Consider the following 26,752-nt stretch of genomic DNA (forward strand, 5'->3'; position numbering starts at 1 on the left):
CCGTGGTTCTTCTAAAACTGGCACCGCCGAAATATTGACGCGGTCCGCTGGCTCGCGCCATGCTCGGCATCGCGCTTTCGTTAACCAAACCGACACATGTCGATGCCGAATCCCTGTCCGGCATGGAAGCGCTGCACGGTCATGTGTCGCGGCGGACGCATGACGGACCCGACCGTCCTTTTAGGGGTACGAAGGAGACGGCATGAGCCGCCGCAGACCTGTCCTTGGCGCGTTCCTCGCGCTGGCCACCGCAATAGCCGTAAGCGTGCTCCCCACGGGCACCGCCTCGGCCGCACCGGCGTTCCGCGCGCTGGTGTTCAGTGAGACCGCCGGCTACCGGCACGGATCCATCGCCGCGGGCGTCACCATGTTCAACCAGCTCGCCGCGGCCAACAACTTCGAGGTCGTGTTCAGCGAGGACTCCAGCGTCCTCAACACGTCCAACCTCAACACCTTCGACGTGCTGATCATGTTCCAGACCTCCGGCATGGTCTTCGACAACGACGCCCAGCGCACCGCCACGCAGAACTTCCTGCGCAGCGGCAAGGGCATCGTGGCCATCCACAACGCCACCGACATGGGCATCGAGTCGGCCTTCCCGTGGTGGGACGCCACCATCAACGGCGGCGCGCACATGCCCGAGCACTCGCCCGGTTCGCTGCAGGGCTACGCCCGGGTGGCCGACAAGGTCCACCCGTCCACGGCGGGCCTGCCGGACAACTGGCAGCGCACCGAGGAGTGGTACAACTTCGACGCCAACGCGCGCGGCAACGTGCACGTGCTGGTGACCGCCGACGAGCGCACGTACAACCCGGGCAACTCGGCGATGGGCGCCGACCACCCGATCTCCTGGTGCCGCGAGGCCGAGGGTGGCAAGGTCTGGGCCACCGCGATGGGCCACGACGACGCGTCGTACAGCGAGACCAACTTCCGCAACCACATCCTGGGCGGCGTGCGCTACGCGGCGGGCAACCTGTCCGGCGACTGCGGCGGCACGGTGTGGAGCAACTTCGAGAAGGTCACCCTCGACTCCAACACCGTCGATCCGATGGCGATGGACATCGCCCCCGACGGCCGGGTGTTCTACGTCCAGCGCGGCGGCAAGGTCAGCGTCTTCAAGCCCGCGCAGCAGCAGACGGTCCAGGCGGCCCAGCTGTCGGTCTACACCGGCGGTGAGGACGGCCTGGTCGGCATGGCGCTCGACCCGAACTTCGCCTCCAACGGATGGATCTACCTCTACTACTCGCCCGCGTCGAGTTCGACGGACGTCAACCGGCTGTCCCGTTTCACGGTCAGCGGCGACACCGTCAACCTCTCCACCGAGCAGGTCCTGCTCAGCGTGCCCGCGTACCGGGACCGCACCTTCAGCGAGCCCGGTCATACGGGCGGCTACGTCGCCTTCGGCCCGAACGGCAACCTGTTCCTGTCGACCGGTGACGACACCCCGCCGAACCTCGACCCGGCCTGGCAGGGCTACGCCCCGCTCGACTGGCGGTCCGGCAAGAGCTTCCTGGACGCGGCCCGCAGCGCCGGCAACACCAACGACCTGCGCGGCAAGCTGCTGCGCATCCACCCGGAGAGCAACGGCACCTACACGATCCCGAGCGGCAACCTGTTCGCGCCGGGCACCGCGTCGACCAAGCCCGAGATCTACGCGATGGGCTTCCGCAACCCGTTCCGGTTCGAGGTCGACATGCAGACCGGCTGGGTTAACCTGGCCGACTACGGCCCCGACCGGGGCGGCTCGACCACCAACCGGGGTCCGGAGGGCCTGGTCGAGCTCAACGTGATCAAGCAGGCGGGCAACTTCGGCTGGCCGTTCTGCCACGGCAACAACCAGGCGTACGCGCCGTACAACCCGGACACCGGGGTCGTCGGCTCGAAGTTCAACTGCAGCGCCCCGGTCAACGACTCGCCGAACAACACCGGCCTGCGCACGCTTCCGGCGCTGGTCCAGCCGCAGATCTGGTACGGCTACGGCGTCTCGCCGACGTTCCCGGAGATGGGTGAGGGCGGCGCCGCGCCGATGGGCGGCCCGGTCTACCGCTACAACGCGTCCAGCACCTCGGCGACGAAGTTCCCGGCGTACTACAACGGCGTGCACTTCTTCTACGAGTGGGCGCGCAACTACATCAAGGAGATCCACTTCGACAGCTCGGGCAACCTGGTGAAGATCAACCCGTTCCTGCCTGGCGGCGGCTTCATCAAGCCCATGGCCATGCGTTTCGGCGCGGACGGTTCGCTGTACGTGCTCGAATGGGGTTCGGAGTTCGGCGGCGGCAACAACGACTCCGGGCTGTACCGCATCGACTACGTGCACGGCGGGCGCGCCCCGATCGCCAAGGCCACCGCCACCCCGACCAACGGCCTCGCCACGCTGAACGTGACGTTCTCCAGCGCCGGCTCCTACGACCCGGACGCCGGGGACACCATCACGTACGCCTGGGACTTCGACAGCAACGGCAGCACCGACTCCACCGCCGCCAACCCGACCCGGGCGTACACCAGCAACGGCAACTACACCGCGAAGCTGACCGTCACCGACAACACCGGCCGGTCCTCGTTCGTCAACGTGCCGATCACGGTCGGCAACAACGCCCCGGTCGTGAACATCACCTCACCGCCCAACGGCGGCATGCTCGACTTCGGGCAGGACGTCGCCTACAGCCTGAGCGTCACCGACGCGCAGGACGGCACGATCAACTGCTCGCAGGTGTACACCAACCCGGCGCTCGGCCACGACGACCACGCCCACCCGACCACCGACCTGCCCGGCTGCTCCGGCACCATCAACACCGGCAACCTCGGCGGCCACCCGGACGGGGCCAACCTGTTCTACCTGCTCAACTCCCGCTACCAGGACAACGGCAACGGCTCCGTGGCGCGGCTGACCGGCTACGCCAACGTGGTGCTCCAGCCCAAGCACAAGCAGGCGGAGTACTTCACCAGCCAGTCCGGCATCCGGGTGATCGCGCAGTCGGGCGCGGAGAGCGGCAACCGGATCGGCGACATCAGCAACAACGACTGGATCATGTTCAATCCGATGAGCGTGCAGGGTATCAGCAGCGTCAGCTACCGGGTCTCCTCGCCCAGCGGCGGCGGCAGCATCGAGCTGCGCGCCGACTCGCCGACCGGCACCCTGCTGGCGACCAACACGATCGCGGCGACCGGCGGCTGGGACACCTACGTCCAGCAGGCGGCCTCGAGCGTGGCGTCGCTGTCGGGCACGCACCAGCTGTACATGGTGTTCAAGTCGAGCGCGAACAACGGCTTCGACGTCGACTCGTTCACCTTCGCCGGATCCGGGGTGGGCACCACCCCGAGCGGCGGGATCGCCGGCAAGACGTACACCCTGACGGCCCAGCACAGCAGCAAGCTGGCCGACGTCAGCGGGGTGTCCACGGCGGACAACGCGACCGTGGTGCAGTGGCCGTCCACCGGCGGCAACAACCAGAAGTGGCAGGCCGTGGACGCGGGCAGCGGCTACGTCTACCTCAAGGCGGTGCACAGCGGCAAGTGCCTGGCCGCGTCGGGCGGCTCCACCGCCGACGGGGCGGCGATGGTCCAGCTGACCTGCACCACGAACAACAACATGAAGTGGCAGGCGGTGCCCACCTCGACCACGGGGGTGTACCAGCTCAAGGCCGTGCACAGCGGCAAGTGCCTGGACGTCAACGGCGGCTCCACCGCCGACAACGCCGCGATCATCCAGTGGGCCTGCCACACGGGGGCCAACCAGACGTGGCGGCTGACGCAGGTGTGAGACCCGCCGGCTCGGTCACACCTGGGTGACCGGGCCGGCGCCCGCGGCGGGCAGGATCAGGGTCCTGCCCGCCGCGGCTTGCTCAGGGTGCCGGGTCGGCGCTGACCACGACCGCGTCCGGGGCGCGGGGCGGCTGCCGGTGCATCAGGTGGCGCAGCGCGGTGTTGAGCACCGCGATGATCGGCACCGACACCAGCGCTCCGATGATCCCAGCGACGGCGATGCCGGCGGCCAGCGCCACGATCACGGCCAGCGGGTGGATCGCCACCGCCCGCCCCATGATCAGCGGCTGCAGCACGTGGCCTTCCAGCTGCTGCACCAGGACGACCGCGGACAGCACGATCAGGGCGGTGAGCGGGCCCTGGTCGACCAGCGCGACGAGCACCGCCACCGCGCCCGACACGGTCGCCCCGACGATGGGGATGAACGAGGACAGGAACACCAGCGCCGCCAGCACGAACGCGAACTCGACCCGCAGCAGCACCAGGGCCAGCCCGATGCCGACCGCGTCGATGAACGCCACGATCACCGTGGCGCGCACGTACGCCACCAGGGTCAGCCACCCGGCGTCGCCGGCCTCCAGCACGGGACGCCGCGCGCGGCGCGGCAGGGCGAACGTGGCCAGGCGCCACAGCCGATGACCGTCGCGCAGGAAGAAGAACGTCACGACGATGACCAGCATCGCGGTGATGAGCACCTCGAATCCGGCGCCGGCCGTGGCGAACAGGCCGCTGGTGAGGTTCTGCCGGTTGTCGCTCACCCAGGTGCCGGCCGCGTCGAACGTGCCGTCGAGCTGGCGGGTGGACAGGTGCAGCGGGCCGGTGCGCAGCCACTCCCGGACCTGCCGCAGACCGGCGGAGGCGTTCTCGGCCAGGCCGGGCATGCCGTCGACGAGCTGTGTGACCAGCAGGGTGAGGAAGCCCACCGTCAGCAGCACCCCGCCGAACAGGACGATCGCGGTGGCCAGCGACGCGGGCAGCCGCAGCCGCTCGCGCAGGATGCGCACCATCGGCGCGAGCAGCGCGGCCAGCAGCAGTGCGATGGACAGCGGCACCAGCACCTGGGCGAGCCGACCGGCCAGCGTCAGGACCACCCAGCCGACCCCGGCGAGCACCAGCAGCCGCCAGCCCCACGCGGCCGACACCCGCAGCCAGTACGCGACGGCGAGGTCGGGGTTCTGGTGCGAGTCGTCCTCGCCGTCCGAGGCGTCCCCGGTGTCGGGCAGCAGCGGCGGCACGGAACGGGCCGACTCCAGCCGCTCGCGGGCGGCGCGCAGACTCGCCCGCCACCGTGCTGCCTCGGTCGAGGGGAGAGCCGTGGTGGCGGCGGGTTCGGAAAGCGACATGAGGGACCTCCGGGCAGCGGTGCGGGGGATCGGCGACGGCCGCCCGGCACGAGCGGAGGGTGACCGGCTGATCCCACGGTTACCCTCGGCGACGGCCGGCAAACGGCAACCCGCTGTCCGATGGTTTCCGTTACCGGCTGTTATCTGTCGCACATCCCGGGTACCGTCGTCGGCAGGTGCCCCGGATTTCGGGCCCTGCCCCCAGCTGTTGATCCACTTGGAGCATGTGTGTCCGCTGCATCCGTGAACCGTCCCGACCGGCCCAACCCGCCGGCCACGCTGGTCTTCAGCGCACCGGAGGAGCCCCGGACCGACACCCGCGACGCCGCCGAACCCCGCCCGGTCGTGCTCGACCCGTTCGCCGTGCCGGCCGCCGGCAACGCCCACACCGGGGCCTGATCGCAGCCAGACCATGGGCAGGTGGTGCCCGACCGCCGAGCCGGAGATCTGACCAAGATCCGTCCCGGCCGCGGCTGGGTAGGGTGGTCCGCATGACTGATGCTGTGGTGATTCCCGGCGGTATGTTCGGGCCGGGTGCCCCCTTGCTCATGTATGCCGGAGATGTGGCGGAGCAGCGGGGTGCGACGGTACATCGATACTCGTGGTCCCAGGGATTTCCGAAGCCTGATCAGCCGGAGATCGAGGGCTGGGTCGGTGGGGAGATCACTCCGGTGATCGACACCATTGGCGGCCGCCCGCTGCTGATCGGCAAGTCGCTCGGCACGAATGCGGCAGCGATCGCCGCCGAAAGATCCTTGCCCGCCGTGTGGCTGACCCCCTTGCTCACCCTGCCGTGGGTGGCTGCCGCGCTGGGCCGTGCGACCGCGCCGTTCCTGCTCGTGGGCGGCACCGCCGACCGGGTATGGGACGGTGACCTGGCCCGGCGGCTGTCACCCCATGTGCTCGAAGTCGAAGGCGCTGATCACGGTATGTACGTGCCCGGCCCGCTCACCGAGTCGATCGCCGTACTCGGCCGGGTCGTGGTCGCCGTGGACGAGTTCCTCGACGCGATCGGCTGGCCGAGCTAAGCGACCACCCTGAAGGCCGTCCGCAACCCCGGGGGTCGGGCACCCGACGGGCCGTCAGCTGTCGGCGCTGTCCATCGGCTTGCGCCAGACCGAGATGTGGCTCTCGCTGTCGGACGTGAACGGCGCCTGCGCCCAGTCCGCCACCCGCTGTTCGAACACCAGCCCGGCCAGCCGTGCCATCAGGTCGCACTCGGCCGGCCAGATGTAACGGAAGTTGCTGCAGCCGTACCGGGCGCTGCCGTCGTCGAGCCGCCGGTAGTGGTGCGACGTGCCCTGCTGCGTGACCATGTCGTACGTGTCGAAGCCGACGTGCTGGTCGGTCACCGCGAACGGCACGGCCGACTGTCCCGGCGGGAACCGCCGGATGCCCGGCACCCACAGCTCGATGACGAAGCGGCCGCCCGGCGCGAGGTGCCGTGCGGCGTTCTGGAAGCATCGCACCTGCTCGTCCTGGGTGCGCAGGTTGCCGATGCTGTTCCACGCCACGTACACGAGCGAGAACTCGCCGGGCACCGTGGCGGTGGCCATGTCGCCGATCACGACCGGCACCTCGTCCGCGGACACCTTGCGGCGTAGCTGGTCGACCATCGGCTGCGACAGCTCTATCCCGCTGACGTGGACGCCCCGGGCCGCGAGCGGGACGGCCACCCGCCCGGTGCCGATCGCGAACTCCAACGCGGGGCCGGCACCGGCCAGCCGGGCGAGGAAGTCCACCGCCGGGTGGAGCACGTGGGGTGCGAACATCTCGGCCGAGGTGGTGTCGTATCGCGCCGCCGTGTCCTCGTCCCAAAGATCACTGCTCGTCATGGGCGTGATCCTGCCCGCCTCGATGCAGGGCCGCCATCGGTTTACGAAGGGCTCGTCCAGCCGTCGGCGACGGTCAGGCCTTCTCGCTCGTCGTCCCAGGCGGCGGCGCTGATCCGCCATCCGGCGCCGGTCCGGACGAATTGGATCGTCTTCATGCCCCGGCCGATGAACGCGGTGCCGTGCTGCGTGCCGGACTTGGCGTAGGCGCAGAAGTGCTGGGCGATGTCACCGAACACCTCGGTGCGTCCCGGCAGCGCCCACTCCCGGAATTCGGTCAGCGTGCCGCCTGCCAGCAGGGCCTGCCGGGGCGCGATGAAGCCGTCGACGCCGTACACCGTCGGCTCGCCACCGCAGGTCTTCACGATCACCGCGCCGGGCAGGAACAGCTCCCGGAGCGCGTCGAGCCGCGCGGTGCTGTCCGGGCCGGAGGTGAACGCGGCGAAGAAGGTGCGCACGATGTCTTCGATCGCGGACCTGTCCGTGTCCTGGGCGGCGGTCGTCGGCTGGGGCGAGCTCATGGGTTCCACCATCCATGCGAACTTTTCGGGAGCGTTAACGGTCTTGTGTCACAAATGTAGACAGAGCGGCGTCAGCGGCCCCGACCGGGTGGACAGGGTCCAGGGAGTGTCGCGTTTCGGGACGCGAAAGGGTTCAGGAACGCGACATGCCCGCTGGACGTGTCATTGTGGACGCCTACGTGACCCGAGGAGTTCCGATCGTGACCGTGTCCACCGCCGTGGCGCAGGCCGTCGCCGCCGCACCTCACCTGGCGTCGCTGAGCGGCGAGCTGCGCCGCACCATGCTGCACGCGTGCGCGGACGCGCTCGCCGCAGCAGGCCGCGAGATCGTCCCGACCGCGCTGGAGGAGACCGGGCTGACCATGGCCCGGCTGCGCGGCGAGCTCCAGCGCACCACCGACCAGCTGCGGCTGCTCGGCGATCACGCGGCCCAGCCGTGGCGGCGGGTGTCCGCCGGGGTCGCCGCGGGCGGCGGTGACGTGGTGACCGTGCCCGTCCCAGTCGGACCGGTTGCGGTGTTCGCCGCGTCGAACTTCCCGCTCGCGTTCGGCGTGAGCGGCGGCGACACCGCTTCGGCGCTGGCCGCGGGGTGCCCGGTGGTGGTCAAGGCGCATCCGGCGCAGCCGCGTACCGGTGAGCTGCTCGGGCAGATCCTCGCCCGGACCCTGCCTGACGGCGCGTTCTCGCTGGTTGCGGGCGGGCCGGAGGTGTCGCTGGAACTGGTGCGGGCGGCGGGGATCCGGGCTGTGGGCTTCACCGGCTCGCTGACCGGTGGTCGGGCGCTGATGGACGCGGCCGCGGCCCGGCCCGACCCGATCCCGGTGTACGCCGAGATGGGTTCGCTCAACCCGGTGCTGGTGCTGCCCGGCGCGGCCGTCCCGGCGACCGTGTCGGCGCTGGCGGCGGCGGTCACCGGCTCCGCAGGACAGCTGTGCACCAAGCCGGGCCTGGTCGTGACGGGGTCCGCGGCGTTCGCCGACGAGCTGGCGGACGCCGTCGCGGCCGTGCCGGTGCACCGGATGCTCACCGACGGCATGGCCCAGGCGCACGAGAAATGGCAGGCGCACGCGTCGGCGGCGCACCGGGTCGTCGCGGGTGCGGGCTCGCCCGCACCGTTCGCGGTGGTCGTGAACGTCGACGACCTGGCGGGTGAGCTGCTGGAAGAGCACTTCGGGCCATCGGTGGTGATCGCCGTGGGCGCGGCCGAGGACGTGCCGTCGCGGTTGGAGGGCTCGTTGACCGCGTCGGTCTACGCCGACGACAGCGACCGTGAGGCCGCCCGTGCGCTGCTGCCGGGGCTTCTGGCGCGGGCCGGGCGCATCGTCTGGAACGGCGTGCCCACGGGCGTCGCGGTCTGCGACGCGATGCAGCACGGCGGGCCGTGGCCCGCCACGTCGGCATCCTGGTCCACCTCGGTGGGCACGGAGGCGATCGAACGATTCCGCCGGCCCGTGGCACTGCAAGGCCTCCCGGCAGAACTACTGCCCTGACCCTGACAGTACGGAGGAAGGGCACCTTCTTCTACGCGGAGCGATAAGAAGGTGCCCTTCCTCCGGCTCCAGCGGCAGGTGGGCCGGTCAGTCGGCGAGGCTGATCCAGTAGCGGCGGACGCGGACGTGTCCGGTGTCGAGGATGCCCTGGAACACGCCGCCCTGACTCTCGATGGTGCGGGCGGAGGCGATGTTGTCCTCCAGACACGGGATCAGGACGCGTTCCAGGTCGAGCACGGTGCGGGCCTCGCGGAGCATCTCGCCCAGGGCCCAGCTCGCCAGGCCGCGGCGGCGCGCGGACGGGCGAACGCCGTAGCCGATCTGGCCGAGGTCGTCGTCTTCCCAGTGCCGCATGGCGATGCCCCCGAGCACCTGGCCGTCCTCGACGATCCACCGGCAGGACGCGTGCCGCTCGGCGGGGCAGGGGACACCGGCCCCGTGGTCGAGCCGGTTGCGGCGGCGCACCCAGTCGGCGAAGCCGTCGGGGGAGTCGAGGTCGTCTTCGGGGCCGATGCCGAAGCCGTCCTCGTGCAGACCCGGTCCCCAGTCGGCGCGGCAGTCCTGGAAGGCGGCGTACAGGCTGGCCGTGGGGGATATCAGAGTTGGCATGCTGGCCACCGTAGCCACGGCCCCGGCCCTCGGCGACCCCATCGACTCCACCGTGGACCCTGCCCACAGGCCGCCTGTGCCGCCAGAGTGGTCGCTCCGTTTGGGGGAGCACGAGCGTGCTTCGCCGGACGATCCTCGGCGACTACAAGGCCTCTGTCGGGTGGTGCGTCGCAAGAGGCACCCCGGCTCGGGAAGCATCTGCGATGTGATCCGTGCCACAAATGAGTCGCGGCACCCGGGTGGGTGCCGCGACTACTTCGTGTGTCCGGTGCTCTCCGCCGGGGGACCACCGGCGGAGAGCTGCCGGGTCACCGGGCGCGCAGTTCCGCGGCCCGGTCGGGGGAGCCGAGGATGCACAGCAGCGAGCAGGCCGTCGCCGACGACGTGCCCGACGTGCTCGGCGGGGTGCCCGGCGGCGCACCGGCCGCGCTGTAGTTGACACTGGCCGTGTTGGTCAGCGGCAGCAGCAGCAGGAACGTCGAGCAGTGGATCTGCTTGCTCGCGCCGGCGGCCACGGTGAACGTGCCCGCAGCGGTCACACAGCCCGGCGCGACCGAGTCGTTCACGGACACCCCCACCGCGTCGACCGGTCCGGAGTTGGTCACCGTGATCCGCCAGTACGCCGTGCCGAGGATCCCGAGCAGCCCGGCCGGGCTGGTCTTGCCCCAGGGCCCGACGCCGCCCGGCCCGCACCGCGAGGCACGGGAGTCCCTGCAGATCTCCTTGTTGACCGAGATGTTCGGCTGGCAGGCCTGGCCCGGGTTGATGGGCTGCTGGACGGTGTTGGAGGTGAGCGCACCCCCGGCGTCGGTGCCGGTGGCGGTGTTGGACACGGAGTACACGCCGCAGTCGCTGCTCAGCTTGGTCTGGAAGCAGATCTGCGGCGGGTCGCCGTCGAAGCCCGCGACCAGGTGCGGCTCGTTGCCGCCGCCGAAGTCGTCGACGTTGAGCAGCCGCAGGCTGGCCTCGATGACCAGCGCCGGATGCGTGCTCGGCGAGATGCCGGACAGGTCGACGCTGCCGTCGGGCGCGAACGGCAGGGTGGCGATCACCGTGTTGTCCGGCTTGCTGATGGTCGCGGCGGAGTTGGCCAGGTCGATGTTGGCGATGTCGATGTCGACCAGGCGCGCGTCCTGGTATCCGGTGATGTGCCCGGACGCGCCGTCGCAGTAGAAGTCGGGCGTGGTCAGGGTGAGCGACGCCCCCGCGCGGAAGCAGGGCGACGCGCCGGTGATCGGGTCCATGGAGAACAGCAGGCCCGCGTCGCCGAGACCGAGCAGGCATTCGCCGGCCTGGTCGTAGTCGTAGCCGTAGTCGCGGGTGTTGCCGCTGCCGCCGACACCCGGGTGGGTCTTCGGGAAGGCCATGCCGGCGCAGGCCGCGTCGGTGTTCCAGTCCCAGCAGCCGGTCGCGCCGGAGATCGGCCCGCCCCAGAACGGGAAGTAGCTGCGCAGGTGCCCGTCCGGCCCGGTGATGACCTTCGGGTTGAAGGTCAGCACGCCGTTGGGCAGCGCCGGGAACGCGGGCGGGGTCAGGGAGGCGCCCGCGATCGTGTAGCAGTGCAGCTGGTAGACGCCGCCCGCGGGCGGCACGCAGACACCCTCCTCGTCACCGGTGGTGGTGTACGTGGTGAACACCCCGTAGGTGATCAGGCCCGCGGGCCCGGCGGCCTTCGGTGTCGCCCAGCCGGTGCAGGCGGCGTTGGTGGCGGGGTCGAAGCAGGCGAGCTTCGCACCGCTGGTCGGTGAGGACGAGATGAAGACCTTGCCGCCGGCGAGGGTGGTGGAGCCGAAATACTGCGTGGCGGTGTTGGGCGCGGTGTCGCTGTGCGGCGCGACGATCCCGGTGTACGGCTGCCCGGCGCACGGCGTCTGCGTGGCCATCGTCAGGCAGAGCACCGATCCGTTGGTCGACGCGGCGTACAGGTTGCCGTTGACATGGGCGAGTCCGGCGATGTTGTTGCTGGCCGACGGGCTGCCGCCGGTGGGGGTGAGCGGGACGAAGCCGCAGTTGGCGCGGGCGTCCAGGTCGAGGCAGGCGACGCCGAGCGCGGCCGTGGTGTGGGCGGGGAAGTAGACCTTGCCGGGGCGGTTCGGGTCGAAGACGAACTGCGGGGCCATCGGGCTGCCCAGGTCACCGGTGTTGCCGGAGCCGAGCGGCCCGGCGGTGCTGTTCAGCGGCCGTGGCCAGGGGCCGCCCGCGCAGGGCTGGGCGGTCAGCAGGTTGATGCAGACCACCTTCGGGGCCGTCGGGACGAGGTGGTGGTAGATGTTCCACGACTCGACCGCGCCGTTGGCCGACCGGTACAGCACCGGGCTGAAGCCGTCGCCGCCGGTCGCGGTGGTGGTGGGCTGCACCGGGGGCAGCAGCAGCCGGGTCAGGCTGGTGCCGCCGGGCTGCAGGTCGGGGTTGGTGCCGCGGACCGCGACCACGCCGGAGCCCGGTTCGGTGGTGGAGAACGTCGTGCCGTCGGTGGACCAGGACTTCACCCAGTCCGGCGGCACCCGCAGCGAACCGGGGACCAGCGCCTGGCCGGCGCCGATCGGGTCGGTGACGGTCACCGAGCCGCCCACGCCCGGGTCGTCGTAGGACATCACCCAGTTGACGACGTCACCGTGGTCGGCGGGGTTCGAGCCGGGATCGGTGACGTTCTGCACCGATTTGGCCAATGTGCCCGGAGCGAGCGGCGGCGGGTCGGCCGAAGCCGTCACCGCCGGCGGCGCGAAGGTCAGGGCCAGGGCAGTGGCCAGGAGCAGGATGGGCCGGGTACCGACTTGTGATCGTCGCACGGTGACGCCTCTCTGGACGGAAGCCGTGGCGTATGTGCGGGCGGTGGCCCGTCACGGTGCGCCAGGTAGTGGACGCCGACCGTAACCCGGTTAAATGTATGGATTGATGAATGAGATCATGAATGGGCACGCTCTTCACCGGTTCGGGTGTCGTGTCCGGCGTGGCGTCGCCCGCCCGCTGGTGATCTTTCGCGGGTACGCTGCGTCACGGATACGAGGAGGCGTCATGGTGACCCGGGTGGCGATGTGGTCGGGGCCGCGCAACGTGTCGACGGCGCTCATGCGCAGTTTCGGCGCACGAGCGGACACGCTGGTCGTGGACGAGCCGCTGTACGCGCACTATCTCGACGTCACCGGCCTGGACCATCCCGGCCGCGCCGAGATCCTGGCCAGCCAGCCCCGGCGCTGGCAGGACGAGGCCGCCGCGCTCACCGGCCCGCTGCCGCCTGGTGTCGAGGTGCACTACCAGAAGCACATGACCCACCACCTGCTGCCCGACGTCGGCCGTGACTGGCTGGGCGAGCTGGCCAACGCGTACCTCATCCGCGACCCGGCGCACGTCGTCGCGTCGTACGCGAAGGTCCGCGGCGAACCGACCCTGGCCGACCTGGGCTTCACCCAGCAGGCCGAGATCTTCGCGGCGTACGGCGGCCCCGTGGTCGACGCCGCGGACCTGCTCCGGGACCCGGCCGGGGTGCTGGCGAAGCTGTGCGCGGCGCTGGGCATCGGCTGGGACCCGGCGATGCTGAGCTGGCCGTCCGGCCCGCGCGACACCGACGGCGTGTGGGCGCCCCACTGGTACGCCAATGTGGAGTCGTCGACCGGTTTCGCCGCCTACGACCCGTCCCCGGCCGTGGTGCCCGACCACCTGCGCCACCTGGTCGACGCGGCCCGGCCGTACTACGACGAGCTGCACGCCCACCGGCTGAGGTGACCCGGCCCGGCGGGGCGCGGCTCAGACGACCACGGTGCCCGAACTGCGGGCGTGCGCGAGGAAGATGTCCGCGATGCGCTTGGTGACCGGGCCGATCGCGCCGTCGCCGATGGTGCGCCCGTCGATCTGCGCCACACCCGCGATCTCGCCCATGGTGCCGGTGCAGAAGACCTCGTCGGCCGAGTGCATCTCGGCCAGGGAGATGTCGCGCACCTCGACGTCGATGCCCGCGTCGGCGGCCAGGGCCAGCACGGTCTCCCGGGTGACGCCCTCGGGGCAGGCGACGGTGCGCGGGGTGGCCAGCTGCCCGCGCACCACGGCGAACAGGTGCGTGGCGTTGGTCTCGGCGACGAAGCCACGCCCGTCGAGCATCAGCGCGTCGTCAGCCCCGGCGAGCGTGGCCTCCATCTTCGCCAGGATGGAGTTGATCAGATTGTTGTGGTGGATCTTCGGGTCGAGCACGTCCGGGCCGGGCCGCCGCACGCTGGAGGTGGCGAGCTTCAGGCCACCCGTGTCGTACACCGGGGCCTTGTGCTCGGCGAGCACGATCAGCGTGCACCCGGACTGGTTGAGCCGCGGGTCCATGCCGCTGGTGACCTTCACCCCGCGGGTCAGCGTGAGCCGGACGTGCACGCCGTCGGTCATCTCGTTGGCCCGCAGGGTCGCGGTCAGCGCGGCGGTGATCTCGTCGTCGGAGGGCACGGCGGCGAAGCCGAGCGCGGCGGCCGAACGGCGCAGCCGCGCCAGGTGCGCGTCGAGGGCGAAGATCCGGCCCTGGTACAGCCGCAGGCCCTCCCATACCGCGTCGCCGCCCTGCACGACGGAGTCGAACGGGGAGATCCCCGGCTCGTCGCGGTGGCGCAGCACGCCGTTGACCCAGTACTTCAGGTCGGCGTTGCGCTGGTCGTAGCGCTGAAGCATGGCGGGCCCCTCCCGGTGCGGACGTCTTAGGAGATCATGGGCGGTCCTCGGCCGGATGCCCGGGGCGGAGGTCAGCCCGTGCCGCCGCGGAACCGGAACACGGGGTCGGACCAGCCGGTGTCGGACGTCGTCCGGTCCAGCGCCTCGCTGAGCACGCGCTCCTCGAAGTTGAAGTGCGAGTCCATGATGGCGGTGAGGCCGTCGAGCTCGCGGCCGATCGCCTCCAGGTCCGCGCCGGGCGACTGCGCGGCCTGCGCGGCCAGCCCGCTGACGCGGGAGAGGATCGACGTGATCCACCCGTGGTCCTCGACGAGCTTGGCGACCGTCGGGGCGAGATCCGGCCGGGCGCGCAGCACGTCGGCGAACATGCCGTCGTCCTCACCGCGGTGATGCTCGGTCAAAGCCGTGCAGAAGGCCAGGCAGTGATGGACGAGGACGTCGTCGGGCAGGGTGTGGTTCCCGATGCCCGCCCTGATCTCGCGAACCCGGCGGCGTAGTTCCTGATGCGCCCGCTGGAGCTGCAGGCTGAAGGCGACGGTGCGGTCGCCGTGGGGGAAGGCCATGAACAGGCGGACCCTTCGATGCGACACCTCCATGCCTGGCGCAGTCCGCCACCGGCACGCGATGCTCCGCCCATCCGATCATGGACGGGGGAGACCCCGCAAGCGGCCGGACTGTGACGAACGCCAACCGCGAACTATCGACAAGAAGACAAAGGTCGATACTCGATTGTCGGCCCGCGACGGCTGCTCGTAGCGTTCTGGCTACTTACGGCAACGTCCAGGAGAGTTCTCGATGTCCCAGCTCGCAGCCCCTCAGCTCGTCGTCAACAGCCGGATGCTCTACTTCGGCTGGGTGCCCGCCGACCCCGACGCGGTCGCGGCACTGGTCCCGGCGGGCCTGAAGCCCATGGCCAACCGCCAGGTCTTCATGAACCAATACGTGGTCGACTCCCCGGAACAGACCTCCGGCTTCGGCGCGTACTCGCTGACGTACCTCGGCCCCGACCTGGAGGACGCCTACGCGCCCGACGGCGTCACGCCCGGCCGCTGGTGGACCCACTACTTCAACTCCAGCGCCGTCGTTCGCGACTACGCGTCCGCCCGTGGCGTGCCCGCGACCGTGGGCACCACGACCATCGAGATCCACGGCAAGAAGCTGATCGCCACCACGACCTCCGACGGCGTGCCGGTCATCCGTACCACCGTGCGGGTCGGCCACAAACTCGGCGAGACCGCCCGCGGCCAACTGCGCTACCTCACCGAGGTCGGCGGGAGGTTCGTCGCGGGCAACTACCCGTTCATCTCCGAGCCGGTCGCCGACTTCGCGGTCGAGAAGCTGGAGTTCCTGGACCAGACCCATGCCGTGTACGCGCTGCGCCCGGCGAACCCGCTGGAGATCACCTGGGGCTTCTACGCCCCGCGGGCCTCCTTCGCCTACCCGGGCGGCGAGACCGTTCTGGACTGAAACGCCGTCAGCGTCGGTTACCGCGTCCGCGCCTTTTCCGGCTGCATATCACCGCTGTTCGGGGGTGGGGGCCGTGGCGGGGATTCGCTAGTTTCATGAGCATGGATGCGATGATCGTCGCTGCTGCACCCGACGGTGTCTGGGGCGATGTGCCGAGCTGGGTGGCCGCGGTCGCCACCGTGTTCGCCCTGGCGTTCGCGGCGGTGGCCGCACAGGCGGCGCTGCGCACGTACCGCATCGAGTCCGAGCGTGATCGCGTCGACGCGGAATCCCGGCGCGCACAGGACGACTACCTGCGCCGCACCCAGGCGGCCCTGGTCTCGGCGTGGTGGGGCGAGTCGCCCGACCAGCCGGGTGTCTGGGGAGCCCATCTGCGCAACGCCTCCGGTGCTCCCGTCTATCAGGTCTACTGCACGGTGGTCGATGCCGACGACGACGCCGAGGAACGGCGGATCCACCATCCGGTCGTCCCGCCCGGCACCGTCGCCCAATTCTCCGGCCTGGTCAGGCCCGCTGAGGTGCCCGTCCTCGAACCGGTCCGCCGGGTAAAGGTCAGCTTCACCGACTCCGCCGGCATCCGCTGGTTGCGCGACCAGTACGGACGGCTGATCGAACTGCAGCCCACGCTGCGGGTGAAGGCCGACCGGGCACGCACGGCGGTGCTGACCCGGTTCGAGGCCAAGTTTCGCGCCACCTACGGGGTGACGGTGGCGTTCGAGGTGGATCCGGAGGGCCACCCGCAGGACGCGTTCATGGCCGACGTGCGCCGGACCGACGTCGCCGACGCGCTGGTCTGCCCGCACGACTGGATCGGCGTGCTGGCCCGGGACCGGGTGATCGAACCCGTCGTGCTGTCGGCCGAACAGCGCTCGGCATTCGCGCCCTGGACGCTGGACAGCCTGGTCCACGAGGGACGGCTGTACGGCGTCCCCACGACGATGGACACCACGGCGCTGCTGCGCAACACCGAGCTGGCCCCGCACGCCCCGGCCACTTTCGAGGAGCTCGTCGCGATGGGGGAGGAACTGCTCCGGCAGGGACGGGTCAGCGAGGTGTTCGCCACCCGCATCGGTGACCGCGGTGACCCGTTCCAGACCTGGCCGGTCTTCACCAGCGCGGGCGGATGGCTGTTCGGCCGTGATCCGGACGGGTCGTGGAATCCCGGCGAGGTCGGGTTGGACAGCCCGGGATCCGTCGCGGCCTTCGAGTGTTTCAGGATGCTCGGCGAGCAGGGCATGCTGCGCCGCGGAGTGGACCGGCTGGCCGCCAGGCGGGCGTTCAGCGAGGGCCGCACGGCGTTCCTGCTCACCTCCTCGGACGGCTTGCAGGAGGCGCAGGCGGCGAAGATCCGGGTGTCGGTGAGCGCCATGCCGCCGTTCGCCCAGGGCCTGCCCGCTCGTACGTTCAGCCTCGTGCACGGTCTGACGATCGCTCGCGAGGGTGCGAACAGCGCCATCGCCCACGACCTGTTCGCCGACTTCCTGACCCACGGCCATGTCATGACCGCCTTGTCGCAGGCGGTGCACTGCCCGGTGGCCCTGCTCGCCGGCAGTGGCGAGAGCGAGGCGGTGCAGCAGTACCGCCGACTGTGCGAGGTGGCGGACCCCATGCCGACCTTCGCCTTCATGCGCCGAGTGTGGGACGTCCTCGGCGAGGCGCAGGCAGATGCCGTCGCGGGGGCGCGAGGCGAGGTCGTCGGACGCCGGGCCGCGGCGGCCGTGCGCGACGCGGTCCGCGACGGCTGACGCAGGTCAGTCGACGGGTCGCCGGTGACCGGCGGTGCGCAGCTGCTCGGCCAGGACGGCGAGCCTGCGGCCGTACGCCTCGCCGTCCCGGCGCCCGAGCGGGGTGCGCTCCCAGATGTCGCGGTCAGCGTTCTCCCGGAAGTCGGCCTCCCAGTACAGGGTGCCGTCGGCGGCCCACTGGGAGTCCACGGCGAACCCGCCCGGTGCGGGCCCCAGCCCGTCGCCGACGCCGAACAGCGACTGCGCCAGCGCGGTCCGGTACTCGGTGCGGTGGTAGAGCTGCAGGAACGAGTCCTCGTCGCCGACCAGCGGCAGCAGCACGGGCAGGGTGTCCTCGCGCAGCAGCCGGCTCTGCGGATACTGCCAGGTGACGCCCTGCCAGCGGGGGAACGTGTTGACGGTGTCGAAGTCGAGCACCCGGCAGTCGTGCAGCGCGTCCATCGCGGCGACCGGCCGGTGGCCGTTGCCGGCCCGGATCCGCCAGGTGGGGCGGCGCAGCAGCCGCAGCAGCACATCGTCGTGGTAGCACGCGACCGCGGCCAGGCTCGCCGTCTTCAGCGCCAGCAGTGCCGGGTAGTGCTGCAGGTTCGCCCAGCGCGGGTCCGGCTCGCCCTCGGGGCGGCGGCGGGCGCGCATGAGCTGCTCGATGACGCGTACCCACAGGGCGGTGTGCTGCCGGTCGCGGTCGAGGTAGACCCCGTGGGCGAGCAGCCGCATCAGGGTGTCGCAGCGGGCGCGCACGTCGTCATGGGCCCGTTGCAGGGTCGCGGGGTCCTGTGCCGGGGGTGCCGGAGGCAGGTTCCGCAGGTAGTCGCGCAGCCGCCGGATCTCGGTGTCGAACAGGTCGGCGACCTCGATGTGCTTGACCGGGTCGGGCAGCAGCCGCTTGAGCCGGGCCACCGCCATGGCCTTGGTCAGCGGCGGGTCGGCGAGGTCGTCGAGGGCTTCCAGCCGGTTGACGAGGTCGGGGAAGAACTGCTCGGCGGCGGCCCCGGTGATGACGTGGGCGCGGTGCTGCGCGACCAGGCGCTTGGCGATCTGGCCCAGCTCGCCGCGGGAGGCCCAGAACAGCGGGTAGCGCCGGGACCGGGTGCCTTCAAGGGCGGCGACCAGGCCGTGGTCCCAGTCTCCGGACCAGCCGTTGACGATCAGGCCGTACTCGTCGAGCACGCGTTCGAGCAGCCGCTGCCACGGTGCGGAGTAGACGCTCAGCTCCTCGACGGTGTTGAGCTGGTCGGTGCGGGCGTAGTCGCCGTGCAGCTTGACGACGGTGCAGCGGGCGTGGGGCAGCGGCTCCATGCCCTCGATCGCGGCCGGGCTGGCGATGACCTGGGGGAAGATGCCCTCGGCTTCGAGCGCCTGCTCGATGAGCCGGTCGAAGTTCGTGGTGATGATGACGCGCACGGCACCGCGGGCGACCAGTGCCGCGATGGCGCGGTGGGCGGCGCCGGGGACCTTGATGCCTTGCTGGCGCTCCTCGGGGGTCGGCTCGAAGAACGACGCGAGCAGTGCCCGCCGCGCGGCCGGGGTGCTGGCCAGCGATTCCAGCAGCGCGGAGTAGCCCAGTGGCGCGCCGTCGCCGTGTTCGGTCCACCACTTCTCGATGTCGGCGTCGGTGGGCATGGCCTCGCCGGCGGCCGCGGCGACCTTCGCGACCAGCGCCGTCACGACACCCCAGCCGGTGGGCACGCCGGCCGCCGTGGAGGTGCCGGACCCGAGCAGCAGGGCGTACACGCCGGGCTGCGCGTGTACGGCGGTGGCCAGGCTGATGCGGGCGTCGAAGACGGGTCGGCGGGGAGCGAGGAGGTCGTCCATGGCGTGAACCATAGACATCCGTGGCGACAGAGTGGAGGGTGCGTCCGCGGGACGACAGCACGGGGTCGTGCGCTTGCGTACGGTGGCGGTGCGGCGATGACATCCGTTCTCGTGTTCATGTTGCAATGAATTCATGATTCGCTGTACCGTCGGGTGCCGCGCGCGTCGGGGCGGCTGTTTCCCCTGCTGGGGAGCACGATGTCAGCATTCCGGGCACGAGGTGGACGACAATGCATGACGACCATGGACACGACGGGCACGTTCACGACGGGCACGCGCACGAGGGGCACGGCCACTCCCACGGGGTGAGCCGCGACGCCGACCGAAAGTGGCTGGCGATCGCGCTGTCGGTCATCGCCGCGTTCATGGCGGTCGAGGTCGTCGTCGGGGTGCTCGCGCAATCGCTGGCCCTCATCTCCGACGCCGCGCACATGCTCACCGACGCCGCCGCCATCGTGCTCGCGCTGGTCGCCATGCGGTTCGCCGCCCGGCCCGCCGGCGGTCGCTACACGTTCGGCCTGGCCCGGGCGGAGATCCTGTCCGCGGCGGCCAACGGGTTGAGCCTGCTGCTGCTGGCGGGCTGGCTGGGCTACGAGGCGATCACCCGGCTGGCCGAACCGACCGAGGTCACCGGGTGGATGGTCGTGGTCACCGGACTGCTCGGCCTGGCCGTCAACGTGCTGGCCGCGTGGGCGATCGGCAAGGCCAACCGGTCCAGCCTCAACGTCCAGGGCGCCTACCAGCACGTGCTGATGGACATGTTCGCCTCGGTCGCGGCGACGGCGGCGGGCCTGGTGGTGCTGCTGACCGGCTGGGCCCGCGCTGACGCCATCGCCACGCTGGTCGTGGTCGTGCTCATGATCAGGGGTGGCTGGAACCTGCTGGGCGAGTCCGGCCGGGTGCTGCTCAACGCGGCGCCCGCCGGGGTGCGCCCCGACGTGATCGGGGTGGACATGCTCGCCGCCGACGGCGTCGTAGAGGTTCACGACCTGCACGTGTGGACGATCGACTCCGGGCAGGCGGCGCTGTCGGCACACGTGCTCGTCGACGAGCCCGCCGACTGCCACCTGGTGCGGCGGGAACTGGAGCGGACGCTGGCGGCGGAGCACGGGATCACTCACACCACGCTGCAGGTCGACCATCACGTGCGGGAGAGCGCCGACGAGCACTGCGAGTCCGCGCACGGCCAGGTCCACCGCCGCTGAGGCGTACACCAGGCATTTGTTCAGCTGGCGATGTACTGTTTCGGCCGTGGACACGATCGCCTCGCCGCCGACCTACGGGCAGGTGCTGGCCCGCTTCGGGCACGCGCTGTCCGACCCGACCCGCGCCCGGCTGCTGCTCGCCCTGCGCGACGGCCCGGCCTACCCGGCGGACCTGGCCGACCTGCTCCAGGTCAGCCGGCAGAACATGTCCAATCACCTCGCCTGCCTGCGCGGGTGCGGCCTGGTCGTCGCCGTGCCCGAAGGCCGCCGCTCCCGCTACGAGCTGGCCGACCCCCGGCTCGCCCACGCCCTCGGCGACCTGCTCGGCGTGGTGCTGGCCGTCGACCCGGCCGCCTGCCGCGCCGCGGAGACCGGCGACCTGCTGCGAAGCTGACCCCGGCACGCATAGACTGAAGGAGCCTCGCTGTACGCGTCCGGAGACCGTGCGGCGGGGCTTTCTCCTTTCCGCGGATAGTGCGAACCTGCTGCACGCGACAGGTCAGGGCGGGTATTCGTAGGAGAGCAGGGTCGCCGCGCCCGGCCGGGAGCCCGTGTTCGCCTCCGGTCGCGGCGGCCACGGGCCGGCGAGGCACTGGAGGCACCCGACATGAACACCACCGCCGGACACCACGACCGGTCGCCCGCGTCCGCGTACGCCCAGGCGGCCGAGGCTGCCGGCCGCGCCCCCTCGATCCACAACACCCAGCCCTGGCACTGGCAGGTCCACCCCGACCGCCTCGACCTCTACGCCGACACGTCGCGAGCCCTGCCCGGCATCGATCCCGACGAGCGGATGCTGCTCGTCAGCTGCGGCGCCGCGCTGCACCACGCCCAGGTCGCGCTCATGGCGCAGGGCCACACGGTCGAGCTGCGGCCGCTGCCGGACCCGGCGCAGCCGGACCACCTCGCCACCCTCGTGATCAGCGGGGACGCGCCGGTGACCGCGGAGGCCGTACGCCTGATGCAGGCGCTGCGGCTGCGGCACACCGACCGTCGCCCGACGGTCGACACCCCGGTCACCGCGGAGCAGGTCGACGAACTGCGCCGGCTCGCGGGCGAGTTCGACGTGCATCTGCACCGGCTCACGCCCGACCAGGTCAGCGAACTCGCGGTGGCCGTCTCGCACGCCGAGGAGGCCGCGGCGGCCGAGCCGGCGTGGCAGGCCGAGACCGCACGCTGGGTCGGCCCCGGGCGTCCCCCCGGCACCGGCGTTCCGCCGGAGGTGCTCCCCGACAAGCGTCCGGAGACCGATGTCGGCGAGCGCGACTTCGGCGCCCGCGGCGCGCTGGCCGTCGGCGGCGGCCACGACAAGTTCTCGACCTACGTCGTGCTGTTCGGCGACGGCGACGACCGGGCGGCGTGGCTGCGCGCCGGGCAGACCCTGTCCGCGGTGTGGCTGCACGCCACCGGCCAGGGGCTGGCGGTGCTGCCGTACAGCCAGGTCATCGAGATCGACGGCACCCGGGCGATGGTGCGCCGCATCCTGTCGAATCTGGGCTACGCCTACATCGTGCTGCGGCTCGGCGTGGCCGACCCCGACCAGCCGCTGCCCGGCCACACCCCTCGGCTGCCCTTCGACGCCACCACCACCGTCGACCCGGACTGAGACACCCCCGGTGTCCGGATCGGTCAGTCGTCGTCCAGGCCCAGGCTGTCGGGCAGACCCTCGACGAACGCGGTCATGTGCGGGTGCGCGGCCGCACGGGCGCGGATGAGGGCGGCCAGTCGACGTCGTTGCTCGTCCGGGAGCTGGCCGAAGTCGTAGGAGAGGTTCTCCAGTTGCTTGAGCGCGATCCGGCCGTCCATGAACTCGTCGTGGACGTGCTCGTCGAGCAGGGCCACGCAGCTGATGAGGCTGTCGAGGACCACGTTCAGCACCGGATCGTCGTCACGCATCGCCGCAGGATAGCGACCCCGTCCCGGTCGCACCACGTCGTGTGGACGTACTCCGGTCCTGCAGTTTCGGGGAATCTGCACGATGGGGCGCGTGCCTGGCTGCAGGTTCCCCGAAACTGCAGCGGACCGTCAGGTGACGAAGACGGTGAAGGCGGTTCGGTGGATCTGGCCGGCGACCTTGAACTCCAGGTAGAGGCGTTGTTCGCCGCGGTTGGCGAACTCGACGTGGAAGGTCAGGGTCGCGTCGGGGGCGTCGGCGGCCGCGTGCGCGTGGGTCAGGCCCAATGTGCGCACCTCGAAGGCGGACAGGTGCGCCATCGCGCCCAGGTGGGGTTCGAGGACGGGTGGCCCGGTGGGGGAGGAGACCTGGACGCGCAGCAGCTCGCCCCGTCCGGCGCGCAGGTGGGTGACCCCGTCGAGCCGGGTCAGGGTGAAGCCGTCAGCGGTCGCGGTCGGGGCGGGAGCGGGCAGTGGGGCCAGCTTGGTGTCGCCGGTGATGAGAAACGGCAGGCCGAGGACCGTCGGGTGGCCGAGGGCGTCCTTGCCGCGCGGGACGAACTCGGCGTAGAAGCGGTACGCGCCGCCGTCGGTGACGTCGACCTTCGTGGTCCACGTGTCGTCGGTTAGTTCGGGGTGCAGGTGCTGGTAGCCGCTGGCGTCGTCGCGTACCAGGTAGAGGTGTAGTTGTCTGGTCTGGATCGTCTCGTAGGTGCGCAATGGCAGCCCGTCGGGGCCGAGGACGCGGAAGGCGACCGGGATCGCCCTGCCGCGCTTGGCGGGCATGGTGACGGGCTGGATGAGGTAGCCGTCGTGGCTGTCGGACAGCCCGTCGCTGTGCATGAACGGGGTGGGCGACGGCGAGGCCGCCGGAGCCGCGCCGGACGGGGTCGCAGGCAGCTCGTCCAGCACGTACCCGACGGTGATCGCGGCGGCGGTGACGAGCACCAGGTAGGGCAGCAACCGTCGCCAATTGCCAGCCGTCACGGCAGGTCCCTTCGGGTGAGGGGTTAAGAAGGGCACCTTCTTCTACGCATAGGGGGTTGACGCACATGCGCCCGAACCGTGGGCTGTGCGTCAACCCCCGACGCGGTCGCATGGTCGTGAACCCTATTGACCATTTCAACCATTTCGCCGTTGTTTGATCCCGTCAGGGTAATGCGTACCGCCCCGGTCGTCCGGCTGGTCATCTCAACCTCCAGCCTCAGCGCGTCATACAGCTCGCGTTGCAGTTCGATGGGCGCATCCACCAAGGCGACTGTTGCCATTGGCAGCACTTCCAGCAGCGAAGTGTCCTGTTGCCCGACGACGGGCAGTTGGCTCTCAAGCTCTGTGACCCGTTGACCGACCTGGAGCCGTTCTGCTTCCAGTTCGTTGAACCGCACGCGCAGCTGCCTGCGCCACGCTTGCTCATCGGGGTCGGCGTCTTCTAGATCGCGGGTTAGCGAGGTCTGCTTCCTCGTGATCTCCGCGAGCCTGCGCTGGCTGGCTTCCAGTGCTGCCTGGTGATTCGCGATCTCCACAGCAGGCGTGGACGCTAGTTGCTTGGCCAGCAGCTCGGCTCGATCCGGACCGAAGACGCGCTCGGCGATGGCTGCGGTGACAGCGGCCAGGAGGCTGTCCTCGCGGATGTATAGGGTGCCTGGGTGGTCGGCGGCGCTGGGGAGCAGCTTGTCTTCGCTGTTGCGAGGGCCTTTGCAGCTCATGTAGCGGTTGGCTCCCTTCACGCGTCCCACCATGCGTCGCGAGCAGTGCGGGCAGCGCACGTATCCCCGTAGGGGGTAGTTGTTCTTCGTAGCGGGGTGGGTGTTGGGCTCGGAACCGCTGCGGGAGCGGGCATGCCCTGACCCCATCCGCTGCGCCGCTCGATATGTGTCAAGGCTGACCAGGGCGGCATGGGAGGGCTGTTCCGACCAGACCCACAGGCTCGGGTGCTGCGCGCGCTTCTTCTTCTTGCGGGCAACCGTGGCTCCCTGGCGCGTGGTGTGACGGTTCCACACCATGTGCCCGGTGTACTTGGGATTCTCGATCATCGCTCGGATGACCGGCCCGCGCCACCGGCGCTCGACCCCGTCGCGCATCGGTACGGGCGGCGGGTAGCGTCCGGGGTCCTCGTTGAAGATCCTCGCGATCTGCGGGTAGGTCATGCCGAGGTTCACGCGAAGCCGGAACATCTCACGGATTACCGGTGCGCAGACCGGGTCCTCGATGAGCCTGGTGCGGGTCGCGCCCATGGAAGCGCGTGCGGGTGCCGGGTGGGGTTCGCGTTGAGGAAGGTAGCCGTAGGGCGCGCGACCGATGTTGTAGCCGGATTGGGTGTGTCCAACGCATCCGTCCCAAGCCAGTTCCATGATCTGGAGTGCCTGTACCTCGGCCATGGCCTGCTTCATGCGCCGGCCGAGGACGACGGTGGCCTTGCGCGCGAACTTGTCCTGGGGTTCGTCGGCGGCGACGAGTTCGACGCCCGCCTTTTCGAGCATGTACTCGATGCGGGTGCCGTAGTAGGTGAACCGTGCCAGGCGGTCTGCGCCCTCGCAGATGATCATGTCGAAGGGTTTGTGCTTGGCTTGCGCGTCGGTCAGCATCTCAGGCAGGCCGCCGAGCCGCGTGAACGGCAGTTTGGCTAGATCTGGGTGGTCGAAGGTCGACTGGCCGCGATCGTCGAACTCCATGCGGCCGGACTCGAAGTCGATGTACGCCCCGTCGAAGATCATGTTTGGGGTGTGTCGGGCCATGCTCCGGCGGTGCTGGCGCATGGCCGACGCGTACAGGTTCTGAAGGTCCTGCGTCGACACGCGGTAGACGTGCCGGACTCGGACCTGCTGGTTCGGGATCGAGGTAGCCGCGGTTCTCCAGGGCGAGGGCAGAACGCCCGACCCCGGGCCGTAGAGGTCCGGGGTCGGGTCGGGGGTCTGCGGCGGCCGGGCTGGACCGCCGGTCATTTCTGGTTCCTGGTCGTGAGCCATGTGATTATCTCCTTGATGGCGAGGCTCTGTCGTTCGTGCAGGAGTTCGGCCTGTTCACCGGTGATGGTGGTGATCTCGACCGTGACGTTGACGGGCGTTCCTTGTGCGCGGCGCCGGGAGGTGTTCCCTGGGTCGCCGCTGGGGGTGGTGGGCATAGAAGCCTCCAGGGGCTTGGGTGGTGCGATTGGCGCGGGAAGGCGCTGCTCATCGGGGTCTCCTTCGGTTGCTGCCTGCAGCGGGCACGGATAGGGGTCGCACTGGGGGGCATGGGCCGGCACGGTGGTTGTCCCTCGTCGTGAGGCCTGCCTGTATTTGACGAGGTCAGTGCGAGTTGGCGGGTAGGCGGAAAATGTCGAGCATGTCGGGTCGTCCTGACAGCGCCAGTTACGGCGATAGCTGCTGACCAGCGATGTCAGGATCGGGCGCGTGGCTGTCAGGTTCTGTTGGATTCAGCGGCGCAGCGGGCGTGATGCGACCATGGGCCGGATTTCACTAGGGCTGTAGACGCAGGTCAAGCCATGTCCGCGAGCGTGGCTGGCGGTGTGAGCAGGACTCGCACTGGACGCGGTGGGCGCATCCGCCTCGAGGAGAATTGCCTGGCCAGGCGACGCAAAGGGGGCGAGTCAGACAGCGCGCAGGTGCCTGATGGGCGATGTGGTCGGCGCAGGACCGGCGGACAGCGGCAGCCGGATGACCGTGTCCCGTTGCCTACCTGCGGCTCCTCGGCCGCGGCTGTTGACGGTGAGATCGGCGTAGCGAAGTCGGCCGTATCCCTGACCGAGTCCGTACCACTGCCTGTCTCCTACTTCCAGCGTGAGGTCCGCGCTAGGCCAGCGGTCGGTGACGGACAGCAGGACGCATCCTCGTTGCCGGGCGCGGGCGGCCAGCGCGGCGGCGACGCGGTCACTGGGGGGTGTCGGCGGGCGGGCGACGACCACGTCGAACCCGTCTATCAGCGCGCTGGCCGCCTCGGCCCACAGCGGTCCGGGATGAGGGACCAGGGCAAGTCGATCGAGGACGACTCCGGCCTCGGCCGCCGCGACCATTCCGAGTTCGGGCATGCCCACCACGGCGCACCAACTGCCCTGTGCCGACGCAGCACCCAGCATCGCCAGTAACAGGCTGGCTGAGCCGAGGACGGACACGACTGAGCCTCGGCGCAGGCCGGGCCACGGCAAGAGTTCGCGCAGGCCGTCGTGCACCGGCAACATCGGGTCAAGTTTCAATGCGTCCAGGGCACCTGCGGTGTCCACCGGCCTTGCCATTGATGCGGTGGTCGCCCGGCCCGCGCTCTGCTCGCGCACGACGCTGAGAGCGCGCGCCACGTCGGCGGCGTCGCAAATGCGCGCGCCGCCGCTCGATGGTGCAGGCGTGGACATGGCCGCTCCCTGACGATGGACACAGCACGTTATCGAACGCGTGTTCGAATAGCGTAACGGGGTGGCAGGCAAACGGTG

General features: G+C 70.5%; 23 protein-coding genes. 10 read left to right on the top strand and 13 right to left on the bottom strand.

All coding sequences use genetic code 11. From position 1 onward, the window contains the following. The first annotated feature begins 202 nt into the window (after positions 1–202). A complete protein-coding gene (locus HAV39_RS10160) occupies positions 203–3,763 on the top strand; it encodes a ThuA domain-containing protein (RefSeq protein ID WP_191838907.1) in 3,561 nt (1,186 codons plus the stop codon). Between the two features lie 82 nt (positions 3,764–3,845). On the opposite strand, the gene HAV39_RS10165 is transcribed toward HAV39_RS10160, so the two are convergent. Then, positions 3,846–5,108, bottom strand: a complete 1,263-nt coding sequence (locus tag HAV39_RS10165; RefSeq protein ID WP_191838908.1) for an AI-2E family transporter — start codon at positions 5,106–5,108, stop codon at positions 3,846–3,848. Positions 5,109–5,351: 243 nt separating this feature from the next. Between HAV39_RS10165 and HAV39_RS10170 the strand changes: the two genes are divergently transcribed. Next, positions 5,352–5,507: a hypothetical protein gene (locus HAV39_RS10170; RefSeq protein WP_155389146.1), complete on the top strand. Its 156-nt coding sequence runs from the start codon at positions 5,352–5,354 to the stop codon at positions 5,505–5,507. A 92-nt stretch (positions 5,508–5,599) separates the two neighbouring features. Beyond that, on the top strand, positions 5,600–6,136 hold the full coding sequence (locus HAV39_RS10175) for an alpha/beta fold hydrolase (protein WP_191838909.1): 537 nt from the start codon (positions 5,600–5,602) through the stop codon (positions 6,134–6,136). 54 nt (positions 6,137–6,190) lie between these two features. Here the strand turns inward: HAV39_RS10175 and HAV39_RS10180 are convergent, their stop codons facing one another. Further along, positions 6,191–6,943, bottom strand: coding sequence for a class I SAM-dependent DNA methyltransferase (locus tag HAV39_RS10180; protein ID WP_191838910.1), 753 nt, complete (start codon positions 6,941–6,943; stop codon positions 6,191–6,193). Between the two features lie 41 nt (positions 6,944–6,984). Next, the gene (locus tag HAV39_RS10185) at positions 6,985–7,461 is read right to left on the bottom strand and encodes a nuclear transport factor 2 family protein (protein WP_191838911.1); all 477 of its coding nucleotides are present in this window, start codon (positions 7,459–7,461) and stop codon (positions 6,985–6,987) included. Between the two features lie 200 nt (positions 7,462–7,661). On the opposite strand from HAV39_RS10185, the gene HAV39_RS10190 reads away from it, so the two are divergent. After that, positions 7,662–8,951 (top strand): aldehyde dehydrogenase family protein, encoded by a 1,290-nt coding sequence (locus tag HAV39_RS10190; RefSeq protein WP_239120584.1) that lies wholly within the window; start codon positions 7,662–7,664, stop codon positions 8,949–8,951. Between the two features lie 87 nt (positions 8,952–9,038). Here the strand turns inward: HAV39_RS10190 and HAV39_RS10195 are convergent, their stop codons facing one another. After that, positions 9,039–9,560 (bottom strand): GNAT family N-acetyltransferase, encoded by a 522-nt coding sequence (locus HAV39_RS10195; protein ID WP_191838913.1) that lies wholly within the window; start codon positions 9,558–9,560, stop codon positions 9,039–9,041. Between the two features lie 308 nt (positions 9,561–9,868). Beyond that, positions 9,869–12,349, bottom strand: coding sequence for a DUF7617 domain-containing protein (locus HAV39_RS10200; protein WP_191838914.1), 2,481 nt, complete (start codon positions 12,347–12,349; stop codon positions 9,869–9,871). A gap of 226 nt (positions 12,350–12,575) precedes the next feature. Between HAV39_RS10200 and HAV39_RS10205 the strand changes: the two genes are divergently transcribed. Next, complete coding sequence (locus tag HAV39_RS10205; RefSeq protein ID WP_191838915.1) at positions 12,576–13,283, top strand: sulfotransferase-like domain-containing protein; 708 nt, start codon at positions 12,576–12,578, stop codon at positions 13,281–13,283. A 21-nt stretch (positions 13,284–13,304) separates the two neighbouring features. Here HAV39_RS10205 and HAV39_RS10210 read toward each other — a convergent pair whose 3' ends face one another. Together HAV39_RS10210 and HAV39_RS10215 are read right to left on the bottom strand one after the other, a co-directional pair. Beyond that, on the bottom strand, positions 13,305–14,204 hold the full coding sequence (locus HAV39_RS10210) for an aminotransferase class IV (protein ID WP_191838916.1): 900 nt from the start codon (positions 14,202–14,204) through the stop codon (positions 13,305–13,307). 71 nt (positions 14,205–14,275) lie between these two features. Next, a complete protein-coding gene (locus HAV39_RS10215) occupies positions 14,276–14,767 on the bottom strand; it encodes a hemerythrin domain-containing protein (RefSeq protein ID WP_191838917.1) in 492 nt (163 codons plus the stop codon). 232 nt (positions 14,768–14,999) lie between these two features. Here HAV39_RS10215 and HAV39_RS10220 point away from each other — a divergent pair, with 232 nt between their 5' ends. After that, positions 15,000–15,671 carry an acetoacetate decarboxylase family protein gene (locus HAV39_RS10220; protein WP_191838918.1) on the top strand — a complete coding sequence of 224 codons (672 nt, stop codon included), beginning with the start codon at positions 15,000–15,002 and terminating at the stop codon, positions 15,669–15,671. A 95-nt stretch (positions 15,672–15,766) separates the two neighbouring features. Next, positions 15,767–17,416 carry a sugar ABC transporter substrate-binding protein gene (locus tag HAV39_RS10225; RefSeq protein ID WP_191838919.1) on the top strand — a complete coding sequence of 550 codons (1,650 nt, stop codon included), beginning with the start codon at positions 15,767–15,769 and terminating at the stop codon, positions 17,414–17,416. Positions 17,417–17,422: 6 nt separating this feature from the next. Here the strand turns inward: HAV39_RS10225 and HAV39_RS10230 are convergent, their stop codons facing one another. Further along, a complete protein-coding gene (locus HAV39_RS10230; protein ID WP_191838920.1) occupies positions 17,423–19,231 on the bottom strand; it encodes an SIR2 family protein in 1,809 nt (602 codons plus the stop codon). Positions 19,232–19,461: 230 nt separating this feature from the next. On the opposite strand from HAV39_RS10230, the gene HAV39_RS10235 reads away from it, so the two are divergent. From HAV39_RS10235 to HAV39_RS10245, 3 genes are all read left to right on the top strand, one after another. Further along, a complete protein-coding gene (locus tag HAV39_RS10235) occupies positions 19,462–20,436 on the top strand; it encodes a cation diffusion facilitator family transporter (RefSeq protein ID WP_191838921.1) in 975 nt (324 codons plus the stop codon). A 55-nt stretch (positions 20,437–20,491) separates the two neighbouring features. Then, entirely contained in the window at positions 20,492–20,830 is a 339-nt protein-coding gene (locus HAV39_RS10240) for an ArsR/SmtB family transcription factor (RefSeq protein ID WP_373311762.1), read from the top strand. Positions 20,831–21,043: 213 nt separating this feature from the next. After that, positions 21,044–22,042: an Acg family FMN-binding oxidoreductase gene (locus tag HAV39_RS10245; protein WP_191838923.1), complete on the top strand. Its 999-nt coding sequence runs from the start codon at positions 21,044–21,046 to the stop codon at positions 22,040–22,042. A 23-nt stretch (positions 22,043–22,065) separates the two neighbouring features. On the opposite strand, the gene HAV39_RS10250 is transcribed toward HAV39_RS10245, so the two are convergent. The 5 genes from HAV39_RS10250 to HAV39_RS10270 form a co-directional block, all read right to left on the bottom strand. After that, on the bottom strand, positions 22,066–22,332 hold the full coding sequence (locus tag HAV39_RS10250; RefSeq protein ID WP_191838924.1) for a hypothetical protein: 267 nt from the start codon (positions 22,330–22,332) through the stop codon (positions 22,066–22,068). Positions 22,333–22,461: 129 nt separating this feature from the next. Further along, positions 22,462–23,316 (bottom strand): hypothetical protein, encoded by an 855-nt coding sequence (locus tag HAV39_RS10255; RefSeq protein ID WP_239120585.1) that lies wholly within the window; start codon positions 23,314–23,316, stop codon positions 22,462–22,464. Positions 23,317–23,339: 23 nt separating this feature from the next. After that, positions 23,340–25,295: a recombinase family protein gene (locus tag HAV39_RS10260; protein ID WP_191838925.1), complete on the bottom strand. Its 1,956-nt coding sequence runs from the start codon at positions 25,293–25,295 to the stop codon at positions 23,340–23,342. Further along, the gene (locus HAV39_RS10265; protein ID WP_191838926.1) at positions 25,268–25,450 is read right to left on the bottom strand and encodes a hypothetical protein; all 183 of its coding nucleotides are present in this window, start codon (positions 25,448–25,450) and stop codon (positions 25,268–25,270) included. Before HAV39_RS10265 ends, HAV39_RS10260 begins: the two co-directional genes overlap by 28 nt. Before the next feature lie 468 nt (positions 25,451–25,918). After that, complete coding sequence (locus HAV39_RS10270) at positions 25,919–26,674, bottom strand: hypothetical protein (RefSeq protein ID WP_191838927.1); 756 nt, start codon at positions 26,672–26,674, stop codon at positions 25,919–25,921. Positions 26,675–26,752: the final 78 nt, after the last annotated feature.

The sequence above is a fragment of the Catellatospora chokoriensis genome (assembly GCF_011297315.1).
In the GTDB taxonomy this organism is placed as follows: domain Bacteria; phylum Actinomycetota; class Actinomycetes; order Mycobacteriales; family Micromonosporaceae; genus Catellatospora; species Catellatospora citrea.

Coding starts and splice junctions, on each gene's coding strand:
- HAV39_RS10160 (WP_191838907.1), top strand. CDS start 203: ATGAGCCGCCGCAGACCTGTCCTTGGCGCGTTCCTCGCGCTGGCCACC.
- HAV39_RS10165 (WP_191838908.1), bottom strand. CDS start 5,108: ATGTCGCTTTCCGAACCCGCCGCCACCACGGCTCTCCCCTCGACCGAG.
- HAV39_RS10175 (WP_191838909.1), top strand. CDS start 5,600: ATGACTGATGCTGTGGTGATTCCCGGCGGTATGTTCGGGCCGGGTGCC.
- HAV39_RS10180 (WP_191838910.1), bottom strand. CDS start 6,943: ATGACGAGCAGTGATCTTTGGGACGAGGACACGGCGGCGCGATACGAC.
- HAV39_RS10185 (WP_191838911.1), bottom strand. CDS start 7,461: ATGAGCTCGCCCCAGCCGACGACCGCCGCCCAGGACACGGACAGGTCC.
- HAV39_RS10195 (WP_191838913.1), bottom strand. CDS start 9,560: ATGCCAACTCTGATATCCCCCACGGCCAGCCTGTACGCCGCCTTCCAG.
- HAV39_RS10205 (WP_191838915.1), top strand. CDS start 12,576: ATGGTGACCCGGGTGGCGATGTGGTCGGGGCCGCGCAACGTGTCGACG.
- HAV39_RS10210 (WP_191838916.1), bottom strand. CDS start 14,204: ATGCTTCAGCGCTACGACCAGCGCAACGCCGACCTGAAGTACTGGGTC.
- HAV39_RS10215 (WP_191838917.1), bottom strand. CDS start 14,767: ATGGCCTTCCCCCACGGCGACCGCACCGTCGCCTTCAGCCTGCAGCTC.
- HAV39_RS10220 (WP_191838918.1), top strand. CDS start 15,000: ATGTCCCAGCTCGCAGCCCCTCAGCTCGTCGTCAACAGCCGGATGCTC.
- HAV39_RS10225 (WP_191838919.1), top strand. CDS start 15,767: ATGAGCATGGATGCGATGATCGTCGCTGCTGCACCCGACGGTGTCTGG.
- HAV39_RS10230 (WP_191838920.1), bottom strand. CDS start 19,231: ATGGACGACCTCCTCGCTCCCCGCCGACCCGTCTTCGACGCCCGCATC.
- HAV39_RS10235 (WP_191838921.1), top strand. CDS start 19,462: ATGCATGACGACCATGGACACGACGGGCACGTTCACGACGGGCACGCG.
- HAV39_RS10245 (WP_191838923.1), top strand. CDS start 21,044: ATGAACACCACCGCCGGACACCACGACCGGTCGCCCGCGTCCGCGTAC.
- HAV39_RS10250 (WP_191838924.1), bottom strand. CDS start 22,332: ATGCGTGACGACGATCCGGTGCTGAACGTGGTCCTCGACAGCCTCATC.
- HAV39_RS10260 (WP_191838925.1), bottom strand. CDS start 25,295: ATGGCTCACGACCAGGAACCAGAAATGACCGGCGGTCCAGCCCGGCCG.
- HAV39_RS10265 (WP_191838926.1), bottom strand. CDS start 25,450: ATGCCCACCACCCCCAGCGGCGACCCAGGGAACACCTCCCGGCGCCGC.
- HAV39_RS10270 (WP_191838927.1), bottom strand. CDS start 26,674: ATGTCCACGCCTGCACCATCGAGCGGCGGCGCGCGCATTTGCGACGCC.